This is a genomic window from uncultured Nisaea sp., from assembly GCF_963974195.1.
Taxonomy (GTDB): domain Bacteria; phylum Pseudomonadota; class Alphaproteobacteria; order Thalassobaculales; family Thalassobaculaceae; genus Nisaea.
Window position 1 is genome coordinate 1 of sequence record NZ_CAXBDC010000015.1, and the last position, 18,312, is coordinate 18,312.

Annotated in this window: 17 protein-coding genes; 12 read left to right on the plus strand and 5 right to left on the minus strand. The window is 60.2% G+C overall.

The features are described 5' to 3' along the window. Positions 1 to 51 precede the first annotated feature (51 nt). From AAC126_RS05280 to AAC126_RS05290, 3 genes are all read left to right on the plus strand, one after another. The gene (locus AAC126_RS05280) at positions 52 to 720 is read left to right on the plus strand and encodes a flagellar hook capping FlgD N-terminal domain-containing protein (protein ID WP_339850727.1); all 669 of its coding nucleotides are present in this window, start codon (positions 52 to 54) and stop codon (positions 718 to 720) included. A 109-nt stretch (positions 721 to 829) separates the two neighbouring features. Beyond that, positions 830 to 2,140 (plus strand): flagellar hook protein FlgE, encoded by a 1,311-nt coding sequence (locus tag AAC126_RS05285; protein ID WP_339850728.1) that lies wholly within the window; start codon positions 830 to 832, stop codon positions 2,138 to 2,140. 161 nt (positions 2,141 to 2,301) lie between these two features. Beyond that, entirely contained in the window at positions 2,302 to 2,616 is a 315-nt protein-coding gene (locus AAC126_RS05290; protein ID WP_339850729.1) for a DUF1153 domain-containing protein, read from the plus strand. Position 2,617: 1 nt separating this feature from the next. Here the strand turns inward: AAC126_RS05290 and AAC126_RS05295 are convergent, their stop codons facing one another. Then, the gene (locus tag AAC126_RS05295; protein ID WP_339850730.1) at positions 2,618 to 4,180 is read right to left on the minus strand and encodes a tetratricopeptide repeat protein; all 1,563 of its coding nucleotides are present in this window, start codon (positions 4,178 to 4,180) and stop codon (positions 2,618 to 2,620) included. Positions 4,181 to 4,444: 264 nt separating this feature from the next. Between AAC126_RS05295 and fliF the strand changes: the two genes are divergently transcribed. The 8 genes from fliF to AAC126_RS05335 all read left to right on the plus strand — a co-directional run bounded on the left by fliF (position 4,445) and on the right by AAC126_RS05335 (position 13,931). Then, positions 4,445 to 6,136, plus strand: coding sequence for a flagellar basal-body MS-ring/collar protein FliF (gene fliF / locus AAC126_RS05300; RefSeq protein ID WP_339850732.1), 1,692 nt, complete (start codon positions 4,445 to 4,447; stop codon positions 6,134 to 6,136). Positions 6,137 to 6,176: 40 nt separating this feature from the next. Further along, a complete protein-coding gene (locus AAC126_RS05305; RefSeq protein ID WP_339850734.1) occupies positions 6,177 to 7,058 on the plus strand; it encodes a hypothetical protein in 882 nt (293 codons plus the stop codon). 28 nt (positions 7,059 to 7,086) lie between these two features. Then, positions 7,087 to 7,461 (plus strand): flagellar motor switch protein FliN, encoded by a 375-nt coding sequence (gene fliN / locus AAC126_RS05310; RefSeq protein ID WP_339850735.1) that lies wholly within the window; start codon positions 7,087 to 7,089, stop codon positions 7,459 to 7,461. A 20-nt stretch (positions 7,462 to 7,481) separates the two neighbouring features. Then, positions 7,482 to 8,339, plus strand: coding sequence for a MotA/TolQ/ExbB proton channel family protein (locus AAC126_RS05315; RefSeq protein ID WP_339850737.1), 858 nt, complete (start codon positions 7,482 to 7,484; stop codon positions 8,337 to 8,339). Positions 8,340 to 8,387: 48 nt separating this feature from the next. Continuing rightward, positions 8,388 to 9,857 carry a sigma-54 dependent transcriptional regulator gene (locus AAC126_RS05320; protein ID WP_339850739.1) on the plus strand — a complete coding sequence of 490 codons (1,470 nt, stop codon included), beginning with the start codon at positions 8,388 to 8,390 and terminating at the stop codon, positions 9,855 to 9,857. A gap of 66 nt (positions 9,858 to 9,923) precedes the next feature. Continuing rightward, the gene (flhA, locus tag AAC126_RS05325; protein ID WP_339850741.1) at positions 9,924 to 12,059 is read left to right on the plus strand and encodes a flagellar biosynthesis protein FlhA; all 2,136 of its coding nucleotides are present in this window, start codon (positions 9,924 to 9,926) and stop codon (positions 12,057 to 12,059) included. A 48-nt stretch (positions 12,060 to 12,107) separates the two neighbouring features. Further along, a complete protein-coding gene (locus AAC126_RS05330; protein WP_339850744.1) occupies positions 12,108 to 13,103 on the plus strand; it encodes a hypothetical protein in 996 nt (331 codons plus the stop codon). A gap of 39 nt (positions 13,104 to 13,142) precedes the next feature. Beyond that, positions 13,143 to 13,931 (plus strand): MinD/ParA family protein, encoded by a 789-nt coding sequence (locus AAC126_RS05335; protein WP_339850831.1) that lies wholly within the window; start codon positions 13,143 to 13,145, stop codon positions 13,929 to 13,931. 156 nt (positions 13,932 to 14,087) lie between these two features. Here AAC126_RS05335 and AAC126_RS05340 read toward each other — a convergent pair whose 3' ends face one another. Together AAC126_RS05340 and AAC126_RS05345 are read right to left on the minus strand one after the other, a co-directional pair. Continuing rightward, on the minus strand, positions 14,088 to 14,261 hold the full coding sequence (locus AAC126_RS05340; RefSeq protein WP_339850746.1) for a hypothetical protein: 174 nt from the start codon (positions 14,259 to 14,261) through the stop codon (positions 14,088 to 14,090). A gap of 409 nt (positions 14,262 to 14,670) precedes the next feature. Beyond that, a complete protein-coding gene (locus tag AAC126_RS05345; RefSeq protein WP_339850748.1) occupies positions 14,671 to 15,168 on the minus strand; it encodes a hypothetical protein in 498 nt (165 codons plus the stop codon). Positions 15,169 to 15,433: 265 nt separating this feature from the next. Between AAC126_RS05345 and AAC126_RS05350 the strand changes: the two genes are divergently transcribed. Next, entirely contained in the window at positions 15,434 to 16,387 is a 954-nt protein-coding gene (locus AAC126_RS05350; RefSeq protein WP_339850750.1) for a hypothetical protein, read from the plus strand. A gap of 18 nt (positions 16,388 to 16,405) precedes the next feature. On the opposite strand, the gene AAC126_RS05355 is transcribed toward AAC126_RS05350, so the two are convergent. Beyond that, positions 16,406 to 16,822: a flagellar FliJ family protein gene (locus AAC126_RS05355; protein ID WP_339850751.1), complete on the minus strand. Its 417-nt coding sequence runs from the start codon at positions 16,820 to 16,822 to the stop codon at positions 16,406 to 16,408. Beyond that, entirely contained in the window at positions 16,819 to 18,183 is a 1,365-nt protein-coding gene (fliI, locus tag AAC126_RS05360; protein ID WP_339850752.1) for a flagellar protein export ATPase FliI, read from the minus strand. Before fliI ends, AAC126_RS05355 begins: the two co-directional genes overlap by 4 nt. Between the last annotated feature and the right edge of the window lie 129 nt (positions 18,184 to 18,312).

The following is an 18,312-nucleotide window of genomic DNA, read 5'->3' on the forward strand; positions in this document are numbered from 1 at the left end:
GGTATCGGCGACGACGGGTCGCTGAACCTGGTAGCCTAGGAGGCTGATGACATGGCGGACGCAGTTTCAAGCACAACAAGCGGCTCCAGCATCTTTGCGACACAGCAGACAACCGGGGAGCGGCTCGAGGACGAACGCGACCAGTTCCTGACGCTGTTTCTGACGCAGCTGCAAAACCAGGATCCGACCAGTCCGATGGATACGAACGAGATGACCAACCAGTTGGTCCAGTTCACAGCCGTCGAGCAGCAGATCGAGACCAACAAGTCCCTGGCGTCCCTGGTTTCCGCACAGGCCGCAAACACGAACGCGGCAGCGGTCAACTATATCGGCGAGCATGTCATCTTCAACGGCAACAACACCAATCTCACCGATGACGGTGCGAGCTGGGGTTACCTGCTCGAATCCGAAGCAAACTCGACCACCGTCAACGTCTTCAACGCGGCTGGTGATCTGGTTTATTCGGAAGAGGGTCAGACCGGCGCCGGCGAACGCTTTGAGTTCAACTGGGACGGCACCAATGAGGATGGCGAAAAGCTGCCAAACGGCCCCTATTCAATTCAGATCAATGCACTCGACACCGACAAAAAAGGCGTCACAGCCGAGGTAGAGGCCGTCGGCCTGGTGACCGGTGTCGTCACCGGCGAGGACGGGCCGAGCCTGATGGTCGGAAAGATCATCGTCGAGATGAATGAAATAACACGCGTTTCCGCCGTTTAAGGCGGAAGGACCGGGGCCATAGAGAAGCCCCCGGCCACGATGCCAGACCGGCATCATCGGTAGAAACGGCCGGTGGGTTACGCCCCGGCCCTGTGAATGGAGATTTAACATGAGTGTTACCGGTGGACTTTTTGCGGGTGTTGCGGCGATCGCGTCGCAAGCAACCGCATTCGGAATTATCTCTGACAACATCGCGAACTCGCAAACCGTCGGCTATAAAGAGACGCAAGCACGGTTCCAGACCCTGGTCACCCGCAGCCCGACCGCAACGGCCTTTACGCCCGGTGGCGTGCAGAGCAAGCCGCTGACGGATCCAAGCCGGCAGGGCCTCCTGCAGGGCACGACCAGCACGACAGACATCGCCGTCGACGGCAATGGCTTCTTCGTTGTCAACGGCGCAGCGGACCCGGGTTCGGACGATGAGTACCTGCTGACCAGAGCCGGAGCGTTCAATACGGACGAGAACGGTCGCCTGGTCAATACGGCGGGCTACTATCTGCAGGGCTGGCGGACCGATGTCTCAGGCAATATCGTCAACGAGGACACACGCGACCTGCTGAGCAGCCTTGAGACAGTCGACCTGTCCCAGTTTGGCCAGATCGCGAACGCCACGGACGATGTGACCATCAACGCCAACGTACCAGCAGGCGCCGCCACCGGTGAGTCGGTCGTCACCAACATCACGATTTATGACTCCCAGGGATTCGATTATCTGCTCCGGACAACCTGGACGAAATCTGCTGCCGCAAACACCTGGACATATCGTTACGATCTGGTTCAGAATCCGGGCACGACGGCCGCCGTCTCCGTCTCGATTGGCGGTGGTGCACACACCATGGTGTTTAACACCGATGGCAGCCTGCGGGCAGTGGACGGTGTCGCTCCCGGCGCAACGAACGAAGCAGCGACCGAGACCCTGAACATTAGTGCGGGTGAATTCAGCCGCGCAGTTGATCTCAACACAATCACAATCAACTGGGGCACATTCGGCCAACCGACAGGCATGTCGCAGTTCAATGGTGAGTTTGAAACCTCGCTGCTGAACCAGGACGGCTCCGGTCCATCCGCTCTGACAGGTGTTTCGATCACAGAAGACGGACTGGTCGCGGCGAACTTTGCCAACGGGCAAACCCGAAACATCTATAGACTGCCGCTCGGGACAGTGCCGTCCGCGACACAATTGAGCGCCCTGAATGGTAACGCCTACGGGGTCACCTCAACCTCGGGCGACATCGTTCTCAGCATTCCGACGAACGGCGGTACGGGCCGGATACAATCTGGCGCCCTGGAGAACTCGACCACCGATATCGCAACCGAGTTCACCGACCTGATCGTGACGCAGCGTGCCTATTCTGCTGCAACCCGCATCATCACGACTGGTGACGAGCTGCTGGACGAAATTATCCGTATCAAGCGGTAAGCGGCTCCTCCGCTCTTTTTCTACCGAATTTCTTTTGCCCCGGCGTTTCGCCGGGGCTTTTTTTTGCTCAATATTTTCGGAAAGTCATGGATCTTAAGGTTTTTTTAGGGAGCGAGGCTTATTTTTGCATAAGACCGGCATTTTGATCATGCGTTGAAAAGATGACCGCAGAAAAGCAGCAGAATATTAAATCGACCCTAAGCTCAATCGAACCCAATCCGGCTTCGAACGATCCGTTTGCCAAACTGCCGCCGGCAGACACCAAACGTTGGGTCGTCAGCCGCAAGGCACAGGTTGTGCGCGCGGTCGAGGACGGCCTGATTACGCTCGATCAGGCATGTGAACGATACAGCCTCAGCCACGAGGAATTTGCGCATTGGTGCGAGTTGATAAAGTCGCACGGAACGCGAGCGCTGAGAGCAACACGGGTACAGGATTATCGCCGCGCCTCAAGACGGCTGCGGAACGGAAATTAGCTCAGGCTTTCAAAGCCTCTATTTCGACGGCAATCGTACGCAAAATCTTGTTCCATTTTTCGGATTGCCGTTTCGCAAAATATCTCACGCTCGGGAACCATGGGCACCGGCCATTCTTGAAATAACTATCTGAGATCGGAAACGGCCGGAATTCGATCGTCTCGACACCGAGAGCCCCGGACATGACAGAAACAGAAGTCGCGGGACTCACAACAAGATCCATGCAACTCGTGAGCGCGGCGGCTTTCTCCAGCTCATTCTTCAGATCCACATCATCCCAGGCGGTGAGATCGACCCCGAATTCCGACTTCGCGGTTTCCAGTTCTTCGGCAGTTGCGTCGTACTGCAAATTCACAAAGGTCACACCATCGACCTTCATGAGAGCGCGCATGTCTTCAATCTCGGAATAATACTCGGTCCGGTAAGCTCCCCTCAGACCACTTCGCCAACAGAGCCCCACATATGGCCCTGGCCCGGCTTTTTTCAGACGCTGCCGGAATTCCTCGACCAGTTGCGGATCAGGCTTGATATATCCGGAGTGAACCGGGAATTTTTCTTTACCCTGCCTGAACAACCTCCCGAGCGTTCCAAAGGGGCAGGCAATATCAAACGGCTCCACACCTTCCTCTGCAGGCCAGTATTTCGCAGGAACGACCCTGACCTGCGGGAAGGAACGCTGGAAGAGAGACACAAGACGCGGGGCGCATTCGACGACCACTTCGCCGCCTCGGGCAATTGCTTCCGGAATCATGCTCGCAAACCGTATCTCGTCACCAATCCCCTGCTCCGCGTAAAGCATGAGCCGGGCACCCTGAAACGGATTTCCATTCCAGAGTGGCTGTGGGAACTTGCGCCAGGGCACCCCATTGTTCGTTGCGACCATCCGCCATTCACAATGGAACCAGGCTTCCTCCCAGAGCCCCTGACGCAACATCATAAAGCCGAGATTGTGGTGCGCATGCGGGTTCTCCGGATCCAGCTCCAGAGCGCGGCGAAAATAATAGTCCGCCTGCTTGAAATCCCCGAGATCGCCAAGCATCGTCGCCATATTGGTCATCGCTTCGGGAAACTCGACGCCCGCTTTTAGAGCCTTGCGGAACGAGATAAGTGCCTCTGTCCGGCGTCCGAGTTTGGAAAGAACACTCCCGATATTGTTATGAATGGCAGCATTACGAATGCCCCATTTGAGCGAATTCTTGTAACAGGTCAGCGCTTCTTCATACTCTTTCATTGCCTCGTGGATTGTCCCGAGGTTGCTGGAAATCATCGGGTTTCGCGGATCCAGCGCGAGAGCTTTCTTCATCAGCTCCACGGAAACCGGCAATCGCCCCATATCACGGGCGACGAGAGCGATACCGTGCATTGCGAACACGTCATCCTCATTCTCGTTCAGAATCTCCATGAACAATTTACGGGCCGGCTCAAGCTGTCCTTGCTTGAGAAGATTCACCGCCTTGGTCGCCATGGTGACATGGCGCGACCGCGAGACATCCACAGCGCCGCTGAAAGAGGCCGTCATCTGCGAATTGCCCGGCATCCCTTTCGGAGATTCACTTTTCGCCATTATCACCTCTCCGCGACGCATGTGTGGGACACATCAGAGCCCATCAGATAGACATACGGTCAAATATTCCTTAACCAATACCACAAGTTCAGCCGCTAATTAATTGTTCTCTTTCGATTCACAGTCAGATATATTGACTAGGCAGTTTTTGCCCAGAGGGTTCTTTCAATTTTCGAAAGATACATATAAAATGCAATGTATTCGCGAAACCCTCCCGATGAAATTTCGGGCCTCAGCTGCGCGCAACTGCGGGGATTATAACCCATGAATCCTCTTGTCGACCTGATCCGTAATCTCGGCCCCATCCGTATCGCCGCCCTGGTCGGGACTGCGGTTGCAGTGCTTGGGTTCTTCATCTTCCTTGCCTCCCGCCTCTCCACCGGCGGGATGTCGTTGCTTTATGGCGACCTCGATCCCGCCGACAGCGGTGCCATCGTCAAGGAACTCGAATCCCGCAACATTCAGTACGAACTGAAGGCTGGAGGCCAGCAGGTTTTTGTCCCCGGCGACGAAGTCCTGAAACTCCGCGTGACCCTCGCCGAGCAAGGCGTGCCGGGCGGCGGGACCATGGGATACGAAATCTTCGACAAGTCCGATGGCCTCGGAACCACCAATTTTGTTCAGAACGTCAATCTGGTCCGCGCGCTCGAAGGCGAGCTTGGACGAACCATCGGCGCAATGAACAATGTGCGCGGCGCCCGTGTTCATCTGGTGCTGCCGCAGCGCGAACTTTTCAGCCGCGAGCGCCGCAAGCCGAGCGCATCCGTCGTGCTCCAGGTCCAGGGGGCCGGCCGCCTTGGCCGTGAACAGGTTCTGGCGATCCAGCATCTTGTTGCCGCCGCCGTTCCGGACATGGAACCGCAGAACATTTCCATCCTCGACAGCCGGGGCCAGTTGCTGGCCCGGGGAACCAATGACGAGGACGGCACCCTTCCCGGCCAAAGTTCCGAGGAAATGCGTCTGGCCTTCGAAAACCGCATTCGCGGCTCCGTCGAGGAATTGGTCGAACGCATTGTCGGGCTTGGCCGTGTCCGTGCGGAAATCAGCGCCGATATCGACTATGACCGTTTCACCGAGCAATCGGAGATATACGACCCGGACAGCCAGGTTGCCCGCTCGACGCAGACCATCGAAGAAAGCGAAAGCTCCCAGGAACGGAACAAGCAGGACACGGTTTCAGTAGAGAACAACCTGCCGGAAGCCGAAGCCAATGCAGGAAATGGCGATCTGTCCGCCCGTTCCGAATCCTCCCGCACCGAGGAAACCGTCAACTTCGAGATCAGCCGCACCGTGCGCAACCGCGTCAAGGAAGCCGGTCAGATCCAGAACCTTTCTGTGGCCGTTCTGGTTGACGGACGCTATGTCGAAAACGAAGACGGGGAAAAGGTCTACCAACCCCGAACCGAAGAAGAGCTGGAGCAGATCGCCACGCTCGTGCGCTCCGCCGTCGGTTATAATGGAAGCCGTGGTGACACGGTTGAAGTCGTGAACATGCAGTTCGTCAAGCTTGAGCCGCTTGACCTGGATGACGGCTCCCTCCTGTTCGGCATTTCCAAGGATGAATTCCTGCAGCTTGCCGAAGTTCTGGTACTGGCAGTCGTCGGCCTTCTCGTGATCCTGCTGGTCGTACGGCCCGTGCTGACACGCCTCTTTGAATCGATGCCGACCACCCTTGCCGCAAGCGGTGGTCCTGGCGGTATGATTGCCGGCGCGGATGCCATCGCCCAGCTCACCGGTCCTGGCGCCACCGCGGATATGGCCGAACTTCTGGAAGGCGACGACGAAGAGGACAGCCTGCTTGATCAGATGATCGATATCAATCAGGTGGAGGGCCGGGTTCGCGCGTCTTCCCTGAAGAAAATAGGCGAGATCGTGGAGAAACACCCCGAAGAAGCGGTCGCCATCATCCGGAACTGGATGTACCAGGAAGCAGGCAACTCCGGAGCCGGCGGTTGACGACGACTGAAAACGCTTTCACCGAAGCAGGTCGGGCAGCATGAGTACGCAAAAATCACGCTTCCTGTTCGACAATATTTTCGACGAGGAATATCAGCAGAAAATGCGCCGCGCGGCAGAGGCAGCGCGGATGGCAGAGCTTGAGGCCGAGGAACACGCGCCGCCAACCTACAGCCAGGAAGAGGTCGACGAAGCCAAGGAGGCCTCCTACCAGCTCGGCCGTCAGGAAGGCATGTCCTCTGCCATGTCCGGCATTGAGCAACAGGTTGCCGTTTCGCTTGAGGGCGTGCTCAGCAAGATTGACGAGCTCAACCAGACACACCGCAAATGGACGTCGGAAATACAGCGTGATGCAGTGCGCCTGTCCGCGACCATCATGCGCAAGCTCGCACCGGAACTGATACGCGGTACGGAATTGCCGCAGATCGAGCATGTTATCAATCAGGCATTCCAGTTCCTGACCGAACAGCCAAAGGTGATGATCCGCGTCGCGGCGGAACTGGAAGCGCCGCTGCGCGACAAGGTCCAGCTGATGGCGTCCCGCGTCGGCTATGAAGGTGAAGTGGTCCTGGTTGGCGACCCGGAACTTGTCGCAACCGATTGCCGCGTCTCCTGGGCCGCCGGCGCGGTCGAGCGGGCATTGGACGAGACCTGGAGCGAGATCGACGAGATGGTCGAGCGCACTCTTTCCGCCCTTCCCGTCCGGTCCAACATCGGCTCCGATATTCCCCCGGTGACCGAAGCCGACGACCAGACCGCATCTGAAGAGCTGTCAGAGTCCGAAATCGATGCGGCAAGCGATGATCTGCCGGGAATGGAAGATGACCCCATCCCCGCCCCATCCGATGCGGTCCCGGAAGCACCCGATACAGGTGTGGACGAGGACGGCAATTCCAGCGAACCTGAACTGATTCAGAACTAGCGCCGCCTGGCCGCCAGAGGAGAGCGATATGTCCGACGAAACCGATGTCGATTTCGAAGATCTCGAAGAATTGGATATGGCCGCCGCCATGGAGCAGCAGGCCGCAGACGAAACGCCGGAGGTTGTTCCGGAGGAATCCCGCCAGCAGATCAGCGCGCGCGAACTTGAAGCCGTCTACGATATTCCGGTGCAAGTCTCCGCCGTGCTCGGCAAGTCCAGCATGCAGGTCAGCCAGCTTCTCAAGCTTGGCCGCGGCGCCGTCGTCGAGCTGGACCGCAAGGTTGGCGAGGCGATCGATATCTATGTGAACAACCGCCTCGTGGCCCGCGGAGAGGTCGTCATCGTCGACGAACGCCTTGGCGTGACCATGACGGAAATCATCAAATCCGACAGAACCGGCTAAGCGGCGGGATCAGAAAAGACATGGCAGATCGCGCGACCGTGGAAAATGGCGGAGATCGTCCGCGTCCAGTCAAAACCAGAACGTTCGACGTTCCGGCAAGTGGGCGTACGATCGATATTGCCTTGATCCTGGGCCTGTCGGTTTCTTTTGGACTGGTCATGACGGCCCTGGTGCTCGGCGGCTCGGTCAGTTCCTTCTACAATCTTCCGGCTGTTCTGATCGTCCTCATCGGCACCTTTGCCGTAACCCTCGTCTCCTACAGCATTTCCGAATTGTTCGGTGCCATCGGCGCCGTTCTGGAAACATTGCTGCCGCACCGTCATGATCCAAGACTTGCCGGCGAACGGTCGCTCAACCTCGCGGCCATCGCACGGGAGAATGGCGTCCTTGCTCTTGATGCCGTGATTCCCTCCGTCGATAGCGAGCCTTTTCTGCAACGTGCCGTCGCCATGGCGGTGGACGGGGCGACGCCGCATCAGATCGACCAGGTTCTGGCCCAGGAAATCGATGCCATACAGGACATCCGGCACCGTCACGCCGGCGTGCTCCGGCGGGCCGCTGAAGTGTCTCCATCCATGGGGCTGATCGGCACCCTGATCGGGCTCATCCAGTTGCTCGGAAACCTGGATGATCCAGGCTCCATCGGCCCGGCCATGGCGGTTGCCCTGCTGACGACCTTCTATGGCGCCATTCTCGCCTACATGGTGCTGGCACCGATTGCGGCGAAACTGGAGCGCAACGCTGAAGCTGAGCTGCTCGAATGTGAAATCTACCATGCCTGCGCAATGTCGATCGCCCGGCAGGAGAACCCTCGGCTTCTCGAGCGCATGCTGAATACCAAACTGCCGCCATCGCAGCGGCTCGACTACTACGATTGAAGGACAGGGCTGACCCGGATACGGTCGCCCAAACGGGAGAATTGACAGATGCGATTGCTGATCGTCGGCACACTCGGCGGACATATTAGCGCAGCCGGTCAGATAGCCCTGAAAAAAGGCGCTAAAGTCAGTCACCTGGACAATGTCGAGGGCGCAATGCATGCGCTGCGCAGCGGCCAGGGCGCTGATCTCGTCATGATCGACGTGGCCCAGCCTGTGGCCAAGCTGCTCCGGGCGATGAACCAGGAGCACATCAACACGCCGGTTGTCGCCTGCGGTCTCGAAAACGATTCCGATGCCGCTGTTGCCGCCATCAAGGCGGGCGCCAAGGAATATATCCCTCTGCCCCCGAACGCCGAGCTGATTGCCGCCGTGCTCGCAGCCGTTACCGAGGAACAGAGCTCGGTGATTTTCCAGGACCCGATCATGGGGGCGGTTCTCAAACTCGCCGACCAGATCGCACCATCGGATGCAAGCGTATTGATCACCGGCGAGTCCGGTACGGGTAAGGAAGTTCTCGCCCGATACCTGCATGAGAAAAGCAAGCGGTCAGACAAACAGTTCGTTTCCGTCAACTGCGCCGCGATCCCGGACAACCTTCTGGAATCCGAGTTGTTCGGGCATGAGAAAGGCGCCTTTACCGGTGCCGTGGCACGCCGGGTCGGGAAATTCGAGGAAGCAAACGGCGGCACCCTGCTGCTCGATGAAATCAGCGAGATGGATATCCGCTTGCAGGCCAAGCTGCTGCGGGCGGTCCAGGAACGCGAGATCGACAGGGTCGGCGGAAACCAGCCGGTCAAAGTGGACATCCGCCTGCTTGCGACCTCGAACCGGGATCTCGAGCGGCATGTCCGGGAAGGCAATTTCCGGGAGGACCTCTATTTCCGCCTCAACGTCTTCAACCTGCAGCTCCCGCCGCTGCGTCAGCGCCCGGCCGATATCAAGCTGCTCGCAACTCATTTCTCGAAAAAATACGCCGAGGCCAATGGCGTTGCCGAGCGCCCGCTCAGCGCCGAGGCGGTTACCCGCCTGCAGGGCCATCACTGGCGCGGCAATGTGCGCGAGCTGGAAAACACCCTGCATCGCGCGGTCCTGCTTGCCTCCGGTAACGAGATCGGAGCGGAAGCCATTATCCTGACCGGGGAGCAAATGACTCCGGCCGCAGAAGAAGCGCCGCCATTGCGCGCGACACCGGCACCTCAACCAGCTGCCCCTCCGGCACCAAATGCGTTTCAGCCAGCCTCTTTCGACGACGAGCCGGAAGCGGCCCCGCCCCCTCCAGCACCGGCTACGCCCGGACAGGAAAGCGGGACCGGCGGAGATCTCGTTGGCCGCACCGTTGCCGATGTCGAGCGCCAGCTGATCATCAATACGCTCAGCCATTGCCTCGGCAACCGGACTCATGCCGCCAATATTCTCGGCATCTCCATCCGGACGCTGCGCAACAAGCTCAAGGCATATTCCGGGGAAGGCGTTAATGTGCCTCCGCCGGGCGAAGCAGATCGGGCGACAGTCTGAAGCAGATCAGAATAGCTTCAGGCGATATGAAATGCAGAAACGGGACCGCATGATGCGAGGCACTGAATGACGGACGCCTCCAATCAAGCTCCGCAGCCGGAAGGTGGCGGTGGTGGCACGGCCCTGCCATCATTTAATCTTGCCAATCTGAAGGCTGCGGCCAAGCGGGGAGATATCTACCTCGCTCTCGGCGTGATCGGCATCATCTCGGTTCTGATTTTGCCGGTTCCGACAATGCTGCTCGATATCCTTCTCGGGGTCTCGATCGCCTTGTCCGTGATTATTCTGATGACGGTTCTGTTCATCGAAAAGCCTCTGGATTTCAATTCGTTTCCAACGATCCTGCTGATCGCGACCATGTTGCGGCTCTCGCTTAACCTGGCCTCGACACGCCTGATCCTGGCCGAGGGTCATACTGGTACGGACGCGGCCGGCGATGTGATCCAGGCCTTCGGCGGCTTCATGATGGGCGGCAACGCCGCTATCGGTATTATCGTCTTCTCTATCCTGGTGATCGTGAACTTCATCGTCATCACCAAGGGGTCGGGCCGTATCGCGGAAGTCGCCGCCCGCTTCAGCCTTGACGCCATGCCCGGCAAACAGATGGCAATTGACGCGGACCTTTCCTCCGGTCTGATCAATGAGGATCAGGCACGGAACCGGCGTGAGGAGTTGAGCTCCGAGAGCACCTTCTTCGGTGCCATGGACGGTGCCTCCAAGTTCGTCCGGGGGGACGCCGTCGCCGGACTGCTCATCACAGTGATCAACGTCATCGGCGGCATGGTCATCGGTATCGCCCAGCAGGGTGTCAGCTTCGCGGATGCCTTCTCGACCTACACGCTTCTGACGGTCGGCGACGGTCTGGTCAGTCAGATCCCCGCTCTCATCGTCTCCACCGCCGCCGGTATGCTGGTCACCAAGGGCGGCACCACCGGCACCACGGAAAAGGCGGTCTTCGGACAGCTTGGCGGCTACCCCAAGGCTCTCGCCCTGTGCGCTGTTCTGCTGGCGATCCTGTCCCTGCTTCCCGGCTTTCCGACCTTCATCTTTCTGACACTCGCCGCGATCGTCGGCGCTCTTGCCTTCATGATCTATACAAAGCACGAAGGCGAGGCCGCCGCGGTGGTGCAACGCGAAGCGGACGAAGCCGCCGCTCCGCCGCCGGAAGAGCCTATCTCCGCCGCGCTGCATATCGATCTCGTCCGGCTCGAGCTCGGTTACGGCCTGCTGCCCCTGGTCAACGAGACGACCGAGGGCCAGCGGCTGACGGACCAGATCCGGGCCCTGCGCCGGCAGCTCGCCGTGGAAAGCGGCTTCATCATGCCGCAGGTCCGTATCCAGGATAACCTGCAGCTTCCGGCCAATACCTACGTCATCCGCATCAAGGAAATCGAGGTTGGGCGCGGCGATATCCGTCCGAACCGCCTGCTGGTCATGGACCCGGGCGGGAACCAGATTGATCTCGCCGGTACGGACACGCGCGAGCCGACTTTCGGTCTGCCCGCCATGTGGGTCGGCCCGGAGCAGCGCGAGGAAGCCCTCTTCAAGGGCTATACCGTGGTCGATCCGTCGACCGTGGTCACCACGCATCTGACGGAGCTGATCCGCGACAATATGCGCGACCTGCTGTCTTACACCGAGACCCAGAAGCTGCTCGACGAATTGCCTGACCAGTACCAGAAGCTGGTCACGGACGTGGTGCCGTCGAATATTTCCATCGGCGGCCTGCAACGCGTCCTGCAGAACCTGCTGAGCGAGCGTGTTTCCGTGCGCGATCTGCCGACCATTCTCGAAGGTGTTTCGGAAGCGTCCACCTTCACCCGCAACATCACCCTGATCACCGAACATGTCAGGACTCGCCTTGCCCGGCAGATCAGTGAGCAGAACACGGCGGATGACGGCGTTATCCATCTGGTCACCCTGTCACCGGACTGGGAGCAGGCATTCGTCAATTCGATCATCGGTCAGGGCGAGGAGCAGCAGCTTTCGATGCCGCCGAGCCAGCTTCAGGACTTCATCACGGCGCTGCGCAACGCTCTTGACCAGCTTGCCGAGGTCGGTGAATTCCCGACGGTTCTCACCTCTCCCGGTATCCGGCCCTACGTGCGCTCCATCGTTGAGCGTTTCCGGCCGCAGACTGTGGTAATGTCTCAAAATGAAATTCACCCAAAGGCACGGATCAAGACCCTTGGCCAAGTATGATTTTAGTCTGGGGCTGAGAAACGGGCGCACGTCGCCGGTGAGGTTTCCATGCGCCTGAAGACTTTTTCCGCCGACACGATGAACGAAGCCATGGCGCTCGTGAAAGAGCATTTTGGCGAGGATGCCATCATTGTCTCCACTCAGTCTGGTGAAGACGGCATCGGCGTTCGCATAACCGCCGCCATCGATCAGGTCGAAGACGAATTCGAGTACGAGGAAGATCATTACGACGAGGCCTATGATGATCCGGTGGAGATCATCACGGATGCCCTCCTCAATAATGGCGTCCCGCCGCAAATATCGGACGAGTTGATCAGCGCCGCTGAAGAATTGTCGATGGACGATCCCATCCTGGCCCTGGCTGGCGCCCTTGACCGGTATTTCGCCTTCACACCGATGCCTCTCGGTACCGCCGACAAACCAATTCTTCTGGTCGGCATGCCCGGTGCGGGGAAAACCGTCACCATTGCCAAGCTCGCCACCCGGATCGTCATGCAAAAACAGGCGGTGCGCGTCATCACCACGGATACGGTCCGCGCCGGTGGCTTCGCCCAGCTTGAGGCCTTCACCAAGATCCTGAAGCTGAACCTGATCAGTGCCGGAACACCCGGCGAATTAAGAGCCGCCGTCGCCGGTGCCGAAGGCCGCGGGCATATCCTGATCGACTGTCCGGGCGGCAATCCTTTCGATAATGACGATATTGACCGGCAGGCACGCCTGATAAAGGCCGTGGACGCGGATGTGGTCCTGGTCATGGCCGGTGGCATCGACCCGATGGAAGCCGCCGAGATCGCCGGGATCTATCGTGAACTGGGCGCCCGCCGTCTGCTTCTGACCCGGCTCGACATGACCCGGCGCTTCGGATCATACCTCAGTGCGGCCGCGCTTACGGGGCTGCAGATGACCGATGTCGGTATCGGCCCCAGCGTGGCGGATGGCCTCAGGCCAATGAATCCCGTGACGCTGGCACGGTTATTGCTGCCCAAATCGGTGGTGGAGAGTTTTGACGACGAACAGCAAACGGCACGAGGTGCCTATGGTTGAGGTCGCTTTGATGGAACGGACCCAAGGATCAGTCCAATGATGTCGCCCGCAGACAAGCCCCGACCAACAGCGGCCAGTGGCCCTGTCACCAAGGGCGCCAACATTCTCGCCATCGCCTCCGGCAAGGGCGGGGTAGGCAAGACGTGGTTCTCGGTCACGCTGGCCCACGGTCTCAGCAAGATGGGCCAGAGGGTTCTTCTGTTCGATGCCGATCTTGGCCTTGCCAATGTCGACATCCAGCTTGGCCTGATGCCGCAACGGGACCTGGGTGGTGTCATCGCCGGCCGGCTATCCCTGGCGCAGGCAAAAATTCGTTATGACGACGGAAATTTCGATATTATTGCCGGCCGCTCCGGCTCCGGAAGTCTGGCAACCCTGCCATCGAACCGGCTGCAATCTCTCGGGACCGAACTCGTCCACCTGTCCGACACCTATGATCGCGTGGTCATGGATCTCGGAGCGGGTCTGGACAGAACCGTGCGCATGCTCGCGGCCCGGGCGGGTAAAGTCATCGTTGTCACCACTGCCGAGCCGACATCGCTGACCGACGCCTATGCCTTCGTCAAGGTCGCGCATCAGAGCGACCCGAACTGCGAGGTTTCCATCGTCGTGAACAGCGCGGATTCGGTGAATGACGGCCGGAAAACCTACGAAACCCTGCGCAAGGCCGCGATGAACTTCCTGAAGTTCGAGCCCCAGTTGCTCGGGATCATCCGCCGCGACCGGAAAGTCATCGAGTCGATCCGGAACCAGAGCCCGATCCTGAACCGCTATCCGTCGGCCCCGGCGGCGACCGACGTGGAGGCCATCGTCGACAAGCTGCTATAGCAGCCGAAGAGAGCAGATTGAGCACCGTTCAACCCACCGCGCCTGCCCCGCAGGCGACACGTTCCTCCCAACCGGCCAATGCGCCGGTTGAGGGACGAGTGACCAGTGGTGCGGACGCACTTCAGTCAGGTAACCAGACCAGACCCGCAGCCCAGGTCACAACGCCACAAGCTCAGCCGCAAGCGCCGCAACCTGCGCAAGGACAGCAGAGTGCACAGAGCCAGGCTCCTCAAGGTCAACCGCCTCAAGCCACACCTCAAGCTCAACCGCCGCAAGGCCAGCCAGCAGCACAGGCGCAACCACCATCGCCGGCACAATCTTCGGCGCCACCGCCCGCGCAAACCCCGGCGCCCCAGAATTCCGCTCCTCCGCCTCCCGGCCCGCAAAATTCTGCGCCGCCTCCTCCTGAAAGCACGTCTGGACAGGGTGCGCGCCCGGCACCGGCTTCCGCGCCCGCCCCGCAGCCCCAGCACCCCGCACAGGCCCAGCAGCCCGCGCCCCAACAACCATCGGCCCAGGATGTAACAGTGACGCGGGTCCGGACCGACGGCAGCGTGAATGTCCGCACGGCGGCAGGCGAAGCGACAATCCAGATCAATCCCCGGCAAATTCCGGCCTTTGTCCGCCCGGGCACCGTCGTCAGCCTGATTTTGCAGAGAACGGAGAACGGATTGCAGGCCCTCCTGCAGCCTCGCTCTCCTGTACCAGGCACTGCCGCTGCGAAACCTGTATCCGGAACTCAGCAAGCCGATACCGCCGCCACGGGCAGCGCCACCGCCACAACGGCCTCGGCCCCTAGAACGTTACCGCCACTCGCGGACGGGCAAGTTGCCCGGGCCATCGTTTTGCGCCCGACCTCGCTGCCCCAGGGCATTGCAGGCGGCCCGATCCCCGCAACGGCAAGCAGTATCAACCCACAGCAGGCGGCCCAAGCTGCCGCGCGATACCTGCTGGCATCCAGTCCGCACCTGAAGCCTAGCAGCACCTTGCCCACCGCACCGCAAGCCGTGCTGCCGCAAGCAACGCCGCCATCGCCCGCACCAACCGGCGCACAACCCGTCTCCAATACAGCGCAGCAAGCACAGCCCCCTGCGGCACAACCGGCATCAGGCCAGCAAAGCCCCTCCGCCACTATCCGGTCACCGGCACAGGCCCAGACAGGCACAGTCAATACGGGCACGGTCAGCACAGGGGCAACGCCAGCTTCACAAAACACGCCACCACCATCGCCGGGCACTGCCGCAAGCGCTCCTCAGGCGCCTGCCGCAACAACAACAGTCGCTCCCGCAGCAACCGGACGCCCGGGGAACGTGTCGAGCAACAGTGTCGCGCAAACGGCGCAGACGGTTACACAAGGTGGTTCCGAAAACCGCACGGCCACGGCAGCGCCCGCCGGGCAGGCAACAAGCACACCGGCCACAAGCGGGGCGGCTACAGCAGGGGCATCAGCACCAAAACCAGGCAATGCCCTCCCCCCTGGAGCGGACTTTCCCATACGGGTTTTGTCCGTCGGGGCGCCGACCAGCAACGCATTGCCCGCACAGCACGGCAGCGGCGGCACGGTGATTTCCGGAACCATTGTCGCGACCGGTGGAAGCGGGCAGGCGATTGTGAATTCATCCGTCGGTCTGCTCGACGTCGCGGCGCGCGCCGAGGCAGGACAGATGCAGTCCGCCATCCGCATGGAAATTCTGGGCCGCTCGGAAAGCGACATGCGCGGCCGGATCGAAGGCGGATCGCAGACGCCCCTCTCCATCCTCTCCCGGGAGTGGCCCGCGCTGGAAGAAAGCCTCCGCGCTCTTGAAGTATCGGCGCCACAGAGTGCGGCACAATTTTCTGCTGCAATCGCCCGGCCCGGGCCTCAATTGGCCGCTTCCATGCTGTTCTTCCTTGCCGCGGTGCGTGGCGGCTCCCTCGGCGGCTGGCTCGGGAAAGACACCAGTCAGGCGCTTGAGAAATCGCATGGCCGGCTGCTGTCGACCCTTTCCGGCGATTTCCAATCCCTCTCCCGCGCGAGCGAAGGCGGACCGGAGACCGCTGGCTGGCGTGCGTTCTTCATGCCGATACAAAACCAGGACGCCCTGGAACAGATGCGCCTCTTCATCCTGCCGCCTCCTTTTGAGCGCAACGAGGAGGAGACAGGCGGTGACGGCGAAGAGAACAGCAATAACGGCGGCGACGCCGAAACTAGATTCGTCGTCGATCTTATGCTCAGCGGCCTCGGCCCCTTCCAGATAGACGGTTCCGTCGCGAAACAGTCCATGTCACTGCTGATCCGCACGCACCGTGCCCTGCAGCCGCAGATGCGGGCGGATATCATAGAAATTTTTGAAAAGACATCAGGCCGCACCGGCATGTCCGGCGCGGTGAGTTTCAAGGTTCAGAAGGAATTCCCGCCTCTGCCCATCGCCGACCTTATGCCGGATGGGCGCCAAAACCCGGATGTCTATGCCTGACAGCCCGAGGTCTCAGACCTAGCCGCGCCGTCGCTTCATCATATTGAGAGCGATTTCGTCGATCTCCATCTGCTCGAGACGTCCGATCCGCTCCGCCTCGCGCGCCTTATACTCTTCCATGACGGCTTCGGCCTTGCGCAGCTCCTGATAGCAATCCAGCACTTCCTCGTTTGCCGCATCTATCTCTCGGCGTTTCGCCTGGATCCGTTCCTCCAGGGCCTTCGTCCGTGTCTTGAAATGATGCATGTAGGCTTCGAGCGTCCGGCGTGCTTCCAGAGAGCCGGCCGCAGCCTGCTTTTCACGATCGAATTCATGCTGCATGGCATCGGATTCGGCGAGAAACGCGGCCTCTTCCTGCAGGAGCACCCCCATGGCCCGGCGCTTTTCGTCCAGCTCCCAGGTCCGGAGCCGGATCAGCTGCTCAAACTGGCTCACGGCTCACCCTGCTCTTCCTGATGGTGCGTGTCGCCGCCGACCATGGAAAGAATGGCATCGAGCTGGGCATATCCGGATTCAAGAGACGCCGGCTCGTTCTTGTCCTGGGACATGAAGCGCTCCAGCGAAGCGTGATACAGGATCGCCTCGTCCACTTCCGGGTCGCTGCCCTTGCGGTAAGCTCCCAGGCGGATCATGTCGGCCATGTTGTCGTAAGTGGCCATCAGGGCTTTCGCCCGGCGGACCAGTGCGTTTTCTTCCGCCGTATTACAGTCCGGCATCGTCCGGGACACGCTGCGCAGCACATTGATTGCCGGATAGCGGCCCCGATCCGCAATCCCCCGCTCCAGCACGATATGCCCGTCGATAATCCCCCGAACGGCGTCGGATATCGGCTCGTTATGGTCATCGCCTTCAACCAGAACCGTGAACAGGCCGGTGATCGTGCCCGCTCCCGCCCCGGGTCCTGCCCGCTCAAGCAATTTTGGCAGTTCGGCGAACACGGTCGGCGTATAGCCCTTGGAGGCCGGCGGCTCCCCCGTGGCAAGGCCAATCTCGCGCTGGGCCATGGCAAAACGGGTAACACTGTCCATCATGCACATGACGGTCTTGTCTTCATCGCGGAAATATTCGGCGACGGCCAATGTCAGATGCGCTGCCTGGCGCCGCATAAGCGGGGATTCATCAGAGGTCGCGACAACGACCACACTGCGGGCCAGGCCTTCTTCGCCGAGATAGTCCTGGATGAATTCCTGCACCTCGCGGCCACGCTCGCCGATCAGACCGATGACATTCACCTCGCTCTGGGTAAAGCGCGCGATCATCGACATCAGCATGGACTTGCCAACACCGGAGCCGGCGAAAATCCCCATGCGCTGCCCCTTGCAGACAGAGGCGAATGTATTGATCGTGCGAACGCCGAGGTCGAGTTTTTCCCCAACCCGCTGCCGTGTATGGGCTGCTGGCGGCTGGGTCTTTACCGGACATCCGCGCGGTCCGTCGCCGAGCGGTCCCTTCCCGTCCACCGGATCGCCCATCGCATTGACAACACGTCCAAGCCAGCCTTCATGCGGAAAGATCACCGGTGCCGCGTCCGAAATTTCTGCCCGGCTTCCGATACCGATCCCGTCGAGCGCACCGAACGGCATGGCCAATGCCCTGCCATCCTTGAAGCCGACAATTTCGCAGCTCACGCGCTTCCCGCCCCTGGCCTGAAGGTGCAGCCTGTCGCCGATCGAAAGCGCCCGGTCCACACCACCGACCTCGACCATCATGCCCAGCACGGCGGTCACACGTCCGTAGAGCCGGAATTCGGCTATCTTGTCGACTTCGGATGCCAGATTTCCGAGGGCAGTGACCAACCGAATGCTCTCCTTATGCCTGCAACGCTTTAAGCGCGCCGTTAACTGTCCTACACTGGGAGTTTAGCACTAACGAGAACGCCTGGCACGCTTTCGACCAGGCGCGCCGACGCAGGTTAACGGTTTGTT

Excerpts from the sequence above, each read along its gene's own strand:
- AAC126_RS05280 (WP_339850727.1), top strand. The coding sequence starts at position 52 with ATGGCGGACGCAGTTTCAAGCACAACAAGCGGCTCCAGCATCTTTGCG.
- AAC126_RS05285 (WP_339850728.1), top strand. The coding sequence starts at position 830 with ATGAGTGTTACCGGTGGACTTTTTGCGGGTGTTGCGGCGATCGCGTCG.
- AAC126_RS05290 (WP_339850729.1), top strand. The coding sequence starts at position 2,302 with ATGACCGCAGAAAAGCAGCAGAATATTAAATCGACCCTAAGCTCAATC.
- AAC126_RS05295 (WP_339850730.1), bottom strand. The coding sequence starts at position 4,180 with ATGGCGAAAAGTGAATCTCCGAAAGGGATGCCGGGCAATTCGCAGATG.
- fliF (WP_339850732.1), top strand. The coding sequence starts at position 4,445 with ATGAATCCTCTTGTCGACCTGATCCGTAATCTCGGCCCCATCCGTATC.
- AAC126_RS05305 (WP_339850734.1), top strand. The coding sequence starts at position 6,177 with ATGAGTACGCAAAAATCACGCTTCCTGTTCGACAATATTTTCGACGAG.
- fliN (WP_339850735.1), top strand. The coding sequence starts at position 7,087 with ATGTCCGACGAAACCGATGTCGATTTCGAAGATCTCGAAGAATTGGAT.
- AAC126_RS05315 (WP_339850737.1), top strand. The coding sequence starts at position 7,482 with ATGGCAGATCGCGCGACCGTGGAAAATGGCGGAGATCGTCCGCGTCCA.
- AAC126_RS05320 (WP_339850739.1), top strand. The coding sequence starts at position 8,388 with ATGCGATTGCTGATCGTCGGCACACTCGGCGGACATATTAGCGCAGCC.
- flhA (WP_339850741.1), top strand. The coding sequence starts at position 9,924 with ATGACGGACGCCTCCAATCAAGCTCCGCAGCCGGAAGGTGGCGGTGGT.
- AAC126_RS05330 (WP_339850744.1), top strand. The coding sequence starts at position 12,108 with ATGCGCCTGAAGACTTTTTCCGCCGACACGATGAACGAAGCCATGGCG.
- AAC126_RS05335 (WP_339850831.1), top strand. The coding sequence starts at position 13,143 with ATGTCGCCCGCAGACAAGCCCCGACCAACAGCGGCCAGTGGCCCTGTC.